The following is a 12,265-nucleotide window of genomic DNA, read 5'->3' on the forward strand; positions in this document are numbered from 1 at the left end:
CCCGGACCGGAATCATCCGCGAGCGAAACGCGGACGCGACAACGCGACACGACGCCCGAATCCTTGTCCAACCGGGTACGTTGGTTCCCAGTAGACCCGCCGAGATATGGGAGGCGACCATGACTGAACTTGCCGCGGACCCCACCCTGACCGCCGTCGATCGCTGTGATCGCTGCGGCGCCCAGGCCTACCTTCGAGTGTTTCTCCGCTCCGGCGGCGAGCTCATGTTCTGCGCGCATCACGCGGCTGCACACCGCGAGAAGCTGCACGAAGTGGCCGCCCGGATCCAGGACGAGACGGCGCGGCTCAGCGAGCGCTGAGCCACCGTTCGATAAGGCCCCGCGCGATCGACGCGTGGGGTGGTAACACAACTGAAGCTGCCGCGACGGCGGCGACGAGTTCCTCACGGGCGTAATAGGCGCCCTCGGCGATCTCGTCGCCGTCGACGCGTATCCGTGAATCCTCCGCCCTACCGAGGAACCCCAGCATCAGCGATCGTGGCATAGGCCACGGCTGCGAGCCTGCGTACGTGACGCCCGTGAGCCGCACCCCCACCTCCTCGAATGCCTCCCGGTGACACGCCTGCTCCGCGGACTCCCCCGCCTCGATGAAGCCGGCGATGATCGACACGCGCCGCTCGGCCCACTGCGACTGACGCGCCAGCAACAACCGATCGCCGGGGTCCGTGATGGCGACGATGACGCACGGGTCAGTCCGGGGGAACGCCAGCGCCCCACAGGAGACACACCGGCGGCGGGCTCCTGCGAGGTCCGAGACGGTGGCAGCACCACACGCCTCGCAGGACGGGGAAAGCCCGTGCCAGCGGGTCAGCGCCACAGCCGCCGCCAGCGCGTCCTGGTCCGTCGTGACGACATCGCGCCAGCCAAGGGCGGCGCCGTTCAGCGCCGCGACCGGGCGGGCGAACCACGGCCTGCCTGCCACACGTCCGAGGAGGATGTCGGTGGGGAGCCGCTCGCCCGAGGCTGGCACCACCCGCGGCGCGCCGTCGGCGGCAGCGATCCCGCCGTCGCCGTCGATCTCGACGACGAGCGCCTCGCGCCAGGCGGCGTCGGCCTCCGCGTCGGAGCGCGCCGTGGCGAGACGGTCGAGGCCGGAGGGCCCGGTCCAAGTGGTCACTGCTGCACCCCCGCGGAAATGGCGTCGTCGATCAGGCGGGCCGGGGCGTCGACGAGACGCAACCGGTCCGCCTGCACATGGTAGAACCCCGCGGCCACCAGGGAGGGATCGACACCGCGAGCCTCGGCCCAGGCCTGACGGTAGACGGCCAGCTGCAGCGGGTCCGCGGCCGCGTTGCTGGTCTTCCAGTCGACGACGAGGTAGGCGAAGCCATCCTGCCGCCAGTCGTAGACCGCGTCGATCCTTCCGCGCAGCACGACGCCGGCGCGGCGCATCACGAACGGCACCTCGACGCCCACAGGGCTGAGCGTGGCGAACCGCCCCGCCTCGAACGTGGCCACAAGCCGCGCGAACTCCTCGTCGACGGGCTCGGCGGCTGGAACGAGTTCGTCCAGCGCCGACGGCAACTCGAACCGTTCCTGCAGCCAGGCATGAAACCGGATGCCGAGCCGGGCTTGCGGAGAAGGCCGTCGCGGCATCCGGCGCAGCAGGGTTCCTGCTAGCTCCTCCGGTGCCTTGCTCAGCGTCATAAGGGCCGTCGCGGAAAGGCCTTCGGGGAGCTCCACCGCCTGGTCCCGACGGCGCGCGAGCAGCCGGGTGAGGTGGGCCGCCGAGTCGTCCCAAGCCTCGACGCGCGCGGCGTCCCCCTCGGCGACGGTTCCGGACCTCCAGACCCATGCCTCGGGATCCGCCTGGCGACCTGCTTCGCGCACCAGCGCCGCAGCGTCGCGTCGCGCGGCGAGCACCTCGGGGTTGAGTGCCACCGGCCAGGCGGCGCGCGCCGGCTCGGCAGGCACCGGGTTCTTGTCCTGCCCCCGCGTCGCCGCGTCGAGGAACGCGCCCAGCCGCTCGGCCGCCTCCCTGATCACGGTGAAGTACGGCGACTCGCGCCGCGGCCGTACGTTCCCCGGCGTCCAGATGTGCGAGGAGGCGATGAGGAGCCGCTTCGCGCGGGTCGCTGCCACGTAGGCCAACCGGTCCTCCGCGAGTCGATGCTCGTCCCTCAACGCCTCCTTGTAGGCCGCGATGCCGTCCTTCGAGTGAACGCCCAGCTGCGGGATCGACGACGCATCGCCGCGGAGCGGAGCGGGCAAGGTGGACGCCTTTGTCGGCCAGACGCCGGTCCGCGAGTCCGACGGGAAGACCCTGTCGACGAGGCTCGGCAGGTAGACGGTGTCCCACTCGAGCCCCTTTGCCCGGTGCACGGTCATCAGCTTGACCGAGTCGTCGGCGGAGGGCACGGCCTGCTGGAGCCCCTCGCCGTGCTCCTCCTCAGCGTCCAGGTAGGCGAGCAGGCCACCGAGGCTGCCGTCACCGTCGACGTCGACATAGCTCGCCACCTCGTCGACGAACCGAGCCACCTGATCGGTGTGACCGCCCGCCGCCAGGAGCTCCGACTCCAGACCGAGCGTTGCGATCACCCGCGTCACGAGATCCGCCACCGGCTCCCCCGTGTGTCGGCGAAGCCCCGTGAGTTCGGCGTGGAACCGCGCCAACCGGTGGCGCGCCGCCGCGCTCACAGGGGCATCACCGACGCTAGCTACCGCGTCCAGCAGACAGACCGTCTCACCCGGATCGGCCTGCGTGACCGCGTGGGCGAGGGCCTCGTCGTACCCCTCCGGGGCAGTCGGGGACTCGGCGAGGGCTCGGGCGCGCGCCCCCAACGCCTCGATGTCGGCCAGCCCGATGCCCCAGCGCGGTCCGGTGAGGAGGGCTACGACATCGGGATTCGCGGTCACGTCGTCGAGAATGCGCAGCGTCGAGACAATGGGGGCGATCTCCGGCAGCCCCAGCAGGCCGCCCAAGCCGACGATCTCGACGGGGACGCCCCGCTCCCGCAGCGCCTCGAAGATCGGCGAGAGCGCCGCGTTGCGGCGCACGAGCACCGCCTGCTCACGCCACGACGTGCCGCGCTCGTGCTGCGCCACCACGGTCTCCGCCAGCCAGTCGACTTCGTCGCGGAAGGTGTCGAAGACCGCCGCCGCCACGGCCCCGGCCGGGGCGCCGTCGGGAGCGACGAGCGCCACCCCCTGCTCGCCCGGGGCCGCGCTGAGCCCGGCCGCGAGGCTGTTGCCGACGTCGAGGATGCGGTGTCCGCTGCGGCGGTTGATGCTGAGCGTCTGCCGGTCGGCGGGCGCGCCGTCGGAGCGCCGGAACTGGAGCGGGAACTCGAGGATGTTGCCCGTGGCGGCGCCGCGCCAGCCGTATATCGCCTGGTAGGGGTCGCCGACGGCTGTGACGGGAAACCCCAGCGCGGAGGAGCCGACGGGGCCGGTGAACAGTTCCCGCAACAGCCGCGCCTGCGCCGCGGAGGTGTCCTGGTACTCGTCGAGAAGCACGACAGAGAACCGCTGCCGCAGCTCTTCGCCGACCTGCGGCACGAGCGTCACGAGCCGGACGGCCTCGCGCAGTTGGTCAGCGAACTCTACGACGCCCAGGCCCCGCTTCAGCTCCTGATAGTCCTCGACGAGCCCGAGCAGCTCCTCACGCTCCGCCGTCGCCGCGAGCGCCATCTCGACGTCCTTGTACGGCTTGCCGCGCCACAACGGGGCGGCAGCAAAGCGCGCGGCCGCCGCGTCGTCGAAACGGCGCACCTGATCCGGCGTCACGAGATGGGACTGAAGTTCAGCATCAAGGGAGAGCACGCGCTCGGGGATGGAATGGTGGGACAGCCGGCTGAGTTGCCGGAACGGCCCCGGCGCGTTGGCCACGACGCGGGTCGCGAGCCGGAACCGGCTGGCGCCGGTGATCATGACCGGTTCGTGGTCGATGCCCACCCGGATGCCGAACTCGCTCACCAGGCGCGCCGCGAACGAGTCGTAGGTCATGACGAGCTCCGCGCCCTGGCCCTCCTGGCCGTCGAGCACGCCGGCGCGGTCGAGGGCCGAGGCGACGCGTGCGGCCAGCTCCGCGGCAGCCTTCCGCGTGAACGTGAGCCCGAGTACCTGGTCTGGGCGGACCTGGCCAGTTCCCACGAGCCACACGACCCGTGCCGCCATCACCGTCGTCTTCCCGCTACCCGCCCCTGCGATGATGACGGCGGGTTCCAGCGGTGCGGTGATGGCGGAGAGCTGTTCGTCCGAGAACGGGATCTGCAGGGCGTCGACGAGCTGCCCCGCGGTGCGGAGTCCGTGGCGGTGTAGCGGCAGGACAGTCATCAGGCGACGCCTCCCACGTCCTGGAGGGCCGGGCACGACGCGGCGAACGGGCAGTAGCGGCAGGCCCCGCACTCGATCGCCTCGAACGCTCCCGAGGCGATGATGTCGACGGCGGCAGCGAGCCGGTCATGCACCCAAGTGGGGCCGACGGCCAACTCCTCGCCGTCGAGCTGGGGCTTGTCGTCGATGCTCGGCTGGCTGACCAGCGCGGGGAGGGCCTCGCCGTGGCGCACATAGGCCAGCGCAGGGGCGGCGACCGCCCGCGTGCCCGGGGCCACGTCGTCGAAGCCGCCGAGGCTGGCGGCCAGCTGATAGACGCCGAGCTGGGGATGCGCGGCGACATCTGCCTCGCGCAGCGCGCGCCTGCCGGTCTTGAGGTCGACGACGCGCAGCCTGCCGTCGGGCTGCTGCTCGAGGCGATCGACCGCGCCGACCAACACCACCTCGCGGCCGCCCACCATCATGGGGACCCGGAACTGCTTCTCGACGGCGAGCAACTCGCCAGGGACGGAGTCCTGATAGGCGGCGAGCCGGTCGATCGCCTGCCCGATCTCGACCCGCTCCGTGGCCGACAACCATTCGGCCTCGAAGGGAATCTGGGCCCAGACCCGGTCGAGACGCTCGTGCATCTCCTCCGCGGAAAGCGACTCCTGCGCCGCCTCGGACGCGATGAGGTGCACCACGTCCCCCACCGACGCACGCGATGCCCGGCCGCCTTCGGCGCGGGCACGGCGGCTGAGGAACCAGCGCCGCGGGCATTCCAACAGCGCCTCCAGCGACGATCCGGTGATGTGGATGGGTCCGTCGTTCCCGGATGCCGGACCGCCCGTCTGCTCGTCAGCGGCCCACCACGACGCCGGATCCGCGCCGGGAAAGCCGTGCGACCCGTCCGCGGCCCTGACATCGGCGAGCCGCGCCAGGCGAGCGGCCGCAGCGCGCCGCAACCCGGGCGAGGCCGACTCGTCAGCGAGGGTCCTGCGCAGTTCGCCGACGAGGGCGGCGGCGCTGAGCAGCAACTCCGGCCGCCCATACACCCGTTCGACCGGCAGGCCCAGCTCCGCGAGAAAGCGCGACGGCCGGCCGCCCTCGCCGTCGACGCCCTGCACGGCGCTGACGCTGAGGCCGGAGCGGGCGCGCGAACACGCCACGTAGAAAAGCTGGCGCTCCGTCACCAGGTGCGCGAGCGGCGACGGCGGCAGCAGCGCCTCGCGCGTGATGCGCTCCGCGTCGAGGAGCAGCCCCGAGCGCAGGAGCCGCGGCCACAGGCCCTCCTGCACCCCGATCAGCCAGGCGCGTTCCCACTCGACGCCTCGCGTCCGGTGAGCCGTGACGACGCGGACGCCGCGGGCCTCCGCGCTCAGCTCACGCCCCGTGTCGGCAGGGATCTCCTGGGCGGCGACCTCAGACAGCAGCGTGGCCGCGCCGGAGGCGCCGCGGAGGTCATCCGCCCGGGCGGCGACCTCGAACAGCTCCACCATCGCGTCGAGGTCGGCGTCGGCGCGGCGCATGCCCCGCAGCGCCTGCTCCCTCAGGCGCGCGGGCCAGTCCGTACCATCCCACAACTCCCACAGCGCCACCTGTACCTCGGCCCCTGCGTCGAGCAGCGCCGCGGACCTGCTCAGCAGCGCCGCCAGCGCGTGAGCGGCCTCCGCCTCCGGCCCCGTGACCTCGTCCAGGAGCTCAGGCTCCCCCAGACACCTTCCCAGCAGCACCGCCGATGTGCCCTCGGCGCGGTGCCGGGCCAGCAACCTGCGCCCCAGTTCGCGCTGCGCCACGCCGTCGAGGCCCCCGAGCGGCGATGCGAGCAGCTGCCGTGCCTCCTCCGCCTCCGGGCGACCTCCGCGGGCGGCCACGCCCAGGGCGAGCAGGAGGGTCGCCACTGCAGGCTGCTCCGCCAGCGCGATCTCGTCGCCTGAGACGTCCACGGGCACCCCCAGCCGCACCAGCTCCTTCGCGACGGCCGCGAGCTGCCCCCGTCCCGCGCGGGTCACCACCGCCATCTCGGACCAGGCAAGGCCGCCCCTCGTCGCGGCCTCCCGCAGCTCCGCCGCGACGTGCGCGAGCTCCGCCGACGAGTCGTCGAACACGCGCACCCGGACCTCTCCGCCCAGGGTGGTCGCCGACGGCGCGGGCGCCGCTCCATGCGCCCCCAGGCGGGCGTCGAGCGCGGCCAGCGCCCCGGCTACCACCGTCCGGGAGCGGTGCCCCGCCGTCAACGCCTGTACTTCGGCCCCGGGAAGCCCCGCGAGGTCCGAGAGCGCGTCAGCGCTCGCCCCGCGGTAGCCGCCGATGCGTTGGTGCGGATCGCCTAGGGCAACGACGGGGAGGCCGGCTCGAGCGAGATCCGCGATGAGCCCGGTCTGTGCGGAGTCGAGCTCGTGCGCATCGTCGACGATCACAGCGTCGAAGGACGCGGCGACGCCTGCACCCACGTCAGGCTCCGTCAACAGCAGGCGGGTGCGGTAGATGAGTTCCGCGTAGTCGAGGTGGCCCGAGAAGTCGCCCACCGTCAGGTACAACTCCATGAACCGCGCGGCGGCGAGGAAGCCCTCGTCACCCGCCTCGCGCGCGAGCGTCTCCATCGCCTCGGCGTCGAGCGACAGCTGCCGCGCCCGCGCGAGCACGTCGCGTAGCTGGCGCGCGAACGCCCGCGTGCCGACGGCGTCCCCGAGCGACTCCGGCCACTGCCCCCCCGGCAGCCCGCCGAGTAGCTCCCGGATGCGCGCCTCTTGCTCCGGCGCCCTCAGCAGTGTCCACCCGCCCTCATCGTGGGGCCAGTATCGCCGCATCAGCCCGAGCGCGAGACCATGCACCGTCGTCACGTGCGGCGAGGTCTGCGCGCCGGCGACCTGGCGCGCGATGTCGCGCCGCAGTGCCTGAGCCGCCGGACGAGAGTGGGCGAGCACGATCACCCGGTCAAGTGAGCTTCCCGCCGCCACGCGGCGGACGGCGGCGGCAGCCGCGACGATCGACTTCCCCGTTCCCGGCCCAGCGAGAACCACCCGCACGCCGGTGCCCAGTCCTGCTGCGGCGTCCTGCTCGGGCGTCAGTTCCGGCACGCGGATGTGCCGCGGGGGAAGGAACTGGAAGCTCATGCTCCCGATGGTTCCACCTGCCACCGACAATTTCACATCCGTGCAAAGCTGAGCACATGCCGGAACGCATAGCGACCGAGGTCGACGGGGTCTCTCTGACGCTGACTCACCTTGAGCGCCCCCTGTTCCGGGGAGGCTTCAGCAAGGGCGAGCTCATCTCGTACTACCTGGAGGTCTCCGACGCGCTCCTGCCCCATCTCGCCGACCGCGCGGTCACCCGCGTCCGGTTCCCTGAGGGCACGACGAAGGAGGGCTTCTACGAGAAAAACCTCCCGGGAGGTGCGCCGTCGTGGGTGCAGACCATCCCTGTCGCGACCAGCACGGGCACCGTCGACTACGCCGCGGCCGACGGCAGGCCCGCCCTCGTCTGGCTGGCGAACCTCGCCGCCATCGAGCTGCACACGCCGCAATGGCGCACGACCGAGGCGACGCGCGGACCCGACGGCATCATCATCGAAGGTGAGGAGGAGCCGCAGGCCATGACGCTCATCGTGGATCTCGACCCCGGCCCGGGGGTCACACCCGCCGACTCGGCGAAGGCAGCGCTACTCGCCGCGACCACCCTCGCGGAGCTCGGCCTGGAAGCGCATCCCAAGTCGTCGGGGAACAAGGGCCTCCAGCTGGGCGTGGGGATCGCGCCGACGCCCTGCTCCGAGGTGTTCCGGTTCGCGCAGGGACTCGCGAAGCATCTCGCGCGGGAGCATCCGACGGTCTTCACGGCCACCATGGCGAAGGAGGCTCGGCCCAGGCTGGTGTTCGTCGACTACTCCCAGAACCTCGCAGCGCGCAACACCGTCGCGCCGTACTCCGTGCGTGGATTGGGGGCGCCGCAGGTCTCTACGCCGCTGACTTGGGACGAGATCGCCGCGCTGCGTCCGAACTCCCAGCTCGGACTCTCTCCCACGAGCGTGTGCGAGCGGCTGCAGGAGCACGGCGATCTGTGGCAGGCTGTGCTGACAGCGACCGCCGTTCTGCCCGATCCCCCGAGCTGATAGAACGGCCGGCACGAAGGGAGGATCGATGACCGACCCCGCCTCGCCCGCCCGCGCCCACTACGTCCTCTCCCCCGCCCCGTGGATCGGTGGATGCAGCGACATCGGCCTACGGCACGCCACGAACCAGGACGCGATGTCGCTGGCCGCCCGCGAGGTGGCGGGGAGAACCGCCATCGCGGTCATCTCCGACGGCGTGACCACCGCGCCCGGGGCCGAAGAAGCCTCACGACTCGCCGCGGAGGCCGCCGCCCATCGCCTCGTCGACCTGCTGGACAGGGGTGAGTCGCCCTCAGCCGCGCTGCCCGACGCGTTCGACACCGCGAACTCCGCCGTCATCGCGGACCGCGAGTACCCGTCGGCCTGCACGCTGGTGGCGGCGGTCGTCCAAGGGGCGACCATCACCGTCGGCAGCGTCGGCGATTCACGCGCCTACTGGTTCGGCGACGACGGCGCCAAGGGCCAGCTCTCGACCGACGACTCCATGGCCCAGGCCCGCATCCTGCTCGGCATGACCCGCGAGGAGGCGGAGCAGTCGATCCAGGCCCACGCCATCACTCGCTGGCTGGGCCGCGACTCCACCGACTGGGCGCCCGGGGTCGTCGAGTTCACCCCCGACGGCGACGGCTGGCTCCTGCTCTGCTCGGACGGTCTATGGAACTACGCCAGCTCCCCGGATGAGCTCGCCGCCGTGTTCGCCGAGCGCGCTGCAGGCGCACCCACTCCCGCATCTGGCGCGGAGGCTCTCGCCGCATGGGCGAACGCCCAAGGCGGCCGTGACAACGTCACCGTCGTCCTCGCCCGCATCACGCGCTGAGCGAAACCACTTCCGCCAGCCACTAAGGTTGCCGACATGGAGATCAAGATCGGCATCACGAACATCGCGCGCGAGGTCACTTTCGAGAGTGACGCCACCCCGGACGAGGTGGCGGAGAAGGTGCGCGCGGCCGTGGCCGAGTCGTCCCTGCTTGACCTGACCGACGACAAGGGTCGCCGCATCCTGGTCCCCGGAGAGCGCCTCGGCTACGTCGACCTCGGCAGCCCGACGGCGCGCGCCGTCGGCTTCGGCGCCGTCTGAGATAGACTCGCTCCTTGGCGGGCCGACAGCGCCCGACTCCGGCTGCGCCCGGCGCGCCGTGAGTTCCATCTCAGAGGAGTGAGAGAACCCTGAGCGACAACGAGATTTCGGCTGACGAGACGTTCGCCGACCTTGGCGTGAACGAGTCCATCACCTCGGCCCTTGCCGAGGTGGGCATCGTCCACCCCTTCGCCATTCAAGCCCTAGCCATTCCCTTGGCCCTCAGCGGCACCGACCTGATCGGCCAGGCCCGCACCGGAACCGGCAAGACGCTCGCGTTCGGCGTGAGCCTGCTGCACCGCATGGTGACCCTCTCCGACGGTGTGAAGCCGACGCACGGCAAGCCACGCGCGCTGATCGTCTGCCCCACGCGCGAGCTGGCGCTGCAGGTGGGCCGCGACCTCGACGTCGCGGGCGCCCACCTCAAGATGCGCGTGCTCACCATCTACGGCGGCACCAGCTACGACGACCAGCTAGGGCCCCTTGAGAAGGGCATCGACATCGCGGTCGGCACCCCCGGACGCCTGCTCGACCTCGCCGACCGCGGCGCGCTCGACCTCAGCGAGATCCAGATTCTCGTGCTCGACGAGGCCGACGAGATGCTGGACCTCGGCTTCCTGCCAGACATCGAGCGGCTGCTCCGCAAGACGCCGGCCTCGCGCCAGACGATGCTGTTCTCCGCGACGATGCCCGCCCCCATCTTGGCCCTTGCCCGCGCCACACTGAACAAGCCCATCAACATCCGCGCCGAGGGGCACGATGCCCAGATGACGGTGCCGGACATCACGCAGTTCGTCTACCAGGCGCACGACCTCGACAAGCCGGAGATCGTCGGACGCCTCCTGCAGGGCACGGAGACGACGAAGGTCATGATCTTCTGCCGCACCAAGCGGGCGGCGCAGCGGCTGACCGACGAGCTGGTCGACCGCGGCTTCCCGGCCGCCGCCATCCACGGCGACCTCAACCAGCAGGCGCGCGAGCGGGCGTTGAAGAAGTTCCGCTCCGGCTCCGTGTCCGTCCTCGTCGCCACAGACGTCGCAGCTCGCGGCATCGACATCACCGGCGTCAGCCACGTGATCAACTACGAGTGCCCGGACAATGACGCTGCCTACGTGCACCGGATCGGGCGTACCGGCCGCGCCGGCAACACCGGTATCGCGGTGACGCTCGTGGACTGGGCGGACCTGCACCGCTGGAAGCTGATCAACCAGGCGCTGAACCTGGACCATGCGGAGCCTGCCGAGACCTACTCGACGTCGCCGCACCTGTTCGCCGACCTGAGCATCCCCGCGGGTACGAAGGGCCGGCTGCCCGGCACGAAGGACCGTTCCGCCGAGCGTCGCGCCGAGCGCATCGAGAAGGAGGAGCGGCGCCACCGCCGCAGCGAGTCTTCCGCCGAGGGCGCAGAGAGCCGTCGGCGCCGTCGCCGCGCCACGGAGTCCGCTGGCGATCATCCCGCGGAGAGCGCTGGCGAGCCGGCGGCGAAGCCGCGCCGTCGTCGCCGTCGCACGCGCGCCGGCGTGGAGGTCCCCAAGGAAGCCTGAGGCCGCTGTCCGGTCAGAGGCCGCTGTCAGGTCATAGGAGTGAGGTTTTTCGCCCTGAACTTGGTTGAAGACCTCACTCGACCGCCTCGTCGGCCACGTATCCTCGTCAGCGGCCTCACCAGCTCCTAAGCTCTCAGTACTTCATCTGCATCGCGGACCGGACCTCGTCGAGGGTCTGGTCCGCGATCTCGTTCGCCCGAGCGTTACCCGCGGCCAGGACACCCTCGAGGTAGCCCGGGTTGGCCGCCAGCTCGGCGCGGCGGGCGCGCAATGGCGCGAAGTAGTCGTTGACCGCGGCGGTGACGAGCTTTTTCAGGCCGCCGCCTCCGCCGTCGCCGATCTCGTCGGCGATCTCGACGGGGTTGCGGTCGAGGCAGATGGCGGCCAGATTGACGAGGTTCGACACCTCGGGGCGAGTGTCGGGCTCATAGGTGATGTGGCGGTTCGAGTCGGTGACCGCGCGCTTGATCAGCTTCGCCGTCTCGTCGGCCGACATGCCCAGCTCGATGGTGTTGCCCTTCGACTTGCTCATCTTCGTGCCGTCGAGGCCGAGGATGGTGCCCGACTTGCTGAGTAGTGCCTCCGGCTCCGGAAAGACAGGGCGGGCGGCGTCGGCGCGGCCATAGCGTTCGTCGAACCGGCGGGCGATCACGCGCGCCTGCTCCAAGTGCGGCAGCTGGTCCTTACCGACCGGCACGAGGTTGGCCTTGCAGAACAGGATGTCGGCGGCCTGGTGCACCGGGTAGGTCAGCATGAGGCCAGACATGGGACGGTCGCCGGTGTCGTCGAGCTCGGCCTTCACCGTCGGGTTCCTGCGCAGCTCGGCGTCGGTGACGATCGACAGGAACGGCAGCATCAGCTGGTTGAGCCCCGGAACCGACGAGTGGGTGAAGATGGTGACCTTCTCGGGGTCGAGACCGGCGGCGAGATAGTCGGTGAGCAGGGAGTAGACGCGCTCACGGATGGGGCCGACGCCGTCGCGGTCGGTGATCACCTGGTAATCGGCGATGAGTACCATGGTCTCGACGCCCTTGTTCGCCAGCGTGACGCGGTTCTGCAACGATCCGAAGTAGTGACCGATATGGAGGTTTCCGGTCGGCCGGTCTCCTGTCAGGATCCGGAACTTCGAGGGGTCCTTCTCCACCTCGGCCGCGATCTGGATGCTCCGCGCGGTCGAGCGCGCCAGCGAGGCGTCTGCTTCCTGCTGGTGCTGGGCTTCGGACATCGTTCAACCTTCTCCTCGACAAACGAGGGTCACTCT

The 12,265-nt window shown here is 71.1% G+C and carries 8 protein-coding genes and 1 pseudogene; 5 read left to right on the plus strand and 4 right to left on the minus strand.

Annotation, left to right across the window (positions count from 1 at the left end; genetic code table 11):
• The first annotated feature begins 119 nt into the window (after positions 1 to 119).
• Complete coding sequence (locus IPJ61_RS04590) at positions 120 to 320, plus strand: DUF7455 domain-containing protein (protein ID WP_297103625.1); 201 nt, start codon at positions 120 to 122, stop codon at positions 318 to 320.
• Here the strand turns inward: IPJ61_RS04590 and nudC are convergent.
• The 3 genes from nudC to IPJ61_RS04605 are packed head-to-tail and all read right to left on the minus strand — an operon-like array spanning position 307 to position 7,390.
• Complete coding sequence (gene nudC, locus IPJ61_RS04595) at positions 307 to 1,137, minus strand: NAD(+) diphosphatase (RefSeq protein WP_297103627.1); 831 nt, start codon at positions 1,135 to 1,137, stop codon at positions 307 to 309. The genes IPJ61_RS04590 and nudC overlap by 14 nt on opposite strands.
• Positions 1,134 to 4,295: an ATP-dependent DNA helicase gene (locus tag IPJ61_RS04600; protein ID WP_297103629.1), complete on the minus strand. Its 3,162-nt coding sequence runs from the start codon at positions 4,293 to 4,295 to the stop codon at positions 1,134 to 1,136. Before IPJ61_RS04600 ends, nudC begins: the two co-directional genes overlap by 4 nt.
• Complete coding sequence (locus tag IPJ61_RS04605; RefSeq protein WP_297103631.1) at positions 4,295 to 7,390, minus strand: ATP-dependent DNA helicase; 3,096 nt, start codon at positions 7,388 to 7,390, stop codon at positions 4,295 to 4,297. Before IPJ61_RS04605 ends, IPJ61_RS04600 begins: the two co-directional genes overlap by 1 nt.
• Positions 7,391 to 7,446: 56 nt before the next feature.
• Here IPJ61_RS04605 and ligD point away from each other — a divergent pair, with 56 nt between their 5' ends.
• The 4 genes and pseudogenes from ligD to IPJ61_RS04625 all read left to right on the plus strand — a co-directional run.
• Positions 7,447 to 8,382, plus strand: a complete 936-nt coding sequence (gene ligD / locus IPJ61_RS04610; RefSeq protein WP_297103634.1) for a non-homologous end-joining DNA ligase — start codon at positions 7,447 to 7,449, stop codon at positions 8,380 to 8,382.
• Between the two features lie 28 nt (positions 8,383 to 8,410).
• Complete coding sequence (locus tag IPJ61_RS04615; protein ID WP_297103636.1) at positions 8,411 to 9,199, plus strand: PP2C family protein-serine/threonine phosphatase; 789 nt, start codon at positions 8,411 to 8,413, stop codon at positions 9,197 to 9,199.
• A 36-nt stretch (positions 9,200 to 9,235) separates the two neighbouring features.
• Positions 9,236 to 9,460: a DUF3107 domain-containing protein gene (locus IPJ61_RS04620; protein WP_297103638.1), complete on the plus strand. Its 225-nt coding sequence runs from the start codon at positions 9,236 to 9,238 to the stop codon at positions 9,458 to 9,460.
• Between the two features lie 89 nt (positions 9,461 to 9,549).
• Positions 9,550 to 10,962 (plus strand): annotated as a pseudogene (locus IPJ61_RS04625) (DEAD/DEAH box helicase); the annotation flags it as partial.
• Positions 10,963 to 11,137: 175 nt separating this feature from the next.
• Here the strand turns inward: IPJ61_RS04625 and trpS are convergent.
• Complete coding sequence (gene trpS, locus IPJ61_RS04630; RefSeq protein ID WP_297103640.1) at positions 11,138 to 12,229, minus strand: tryptophan--tRNA ligase; 1,092 nt, start codon at positions 12,227 to 12,229, stop codon at positions 11,138 to 11,140.
• Positions 12,230 to 12,265 lie beyond the last annotated feature (36 nt).

The organism is Tessaracoccus sp. (assembly GCF_016714275.1).
In the GTDB taxonomy this organism is placed as follows: domain Bacteria; phylum Actinomycetota; class Actinomycetes; order Propionibacteriales; family Propionibacteriaceae; genus Arachnia.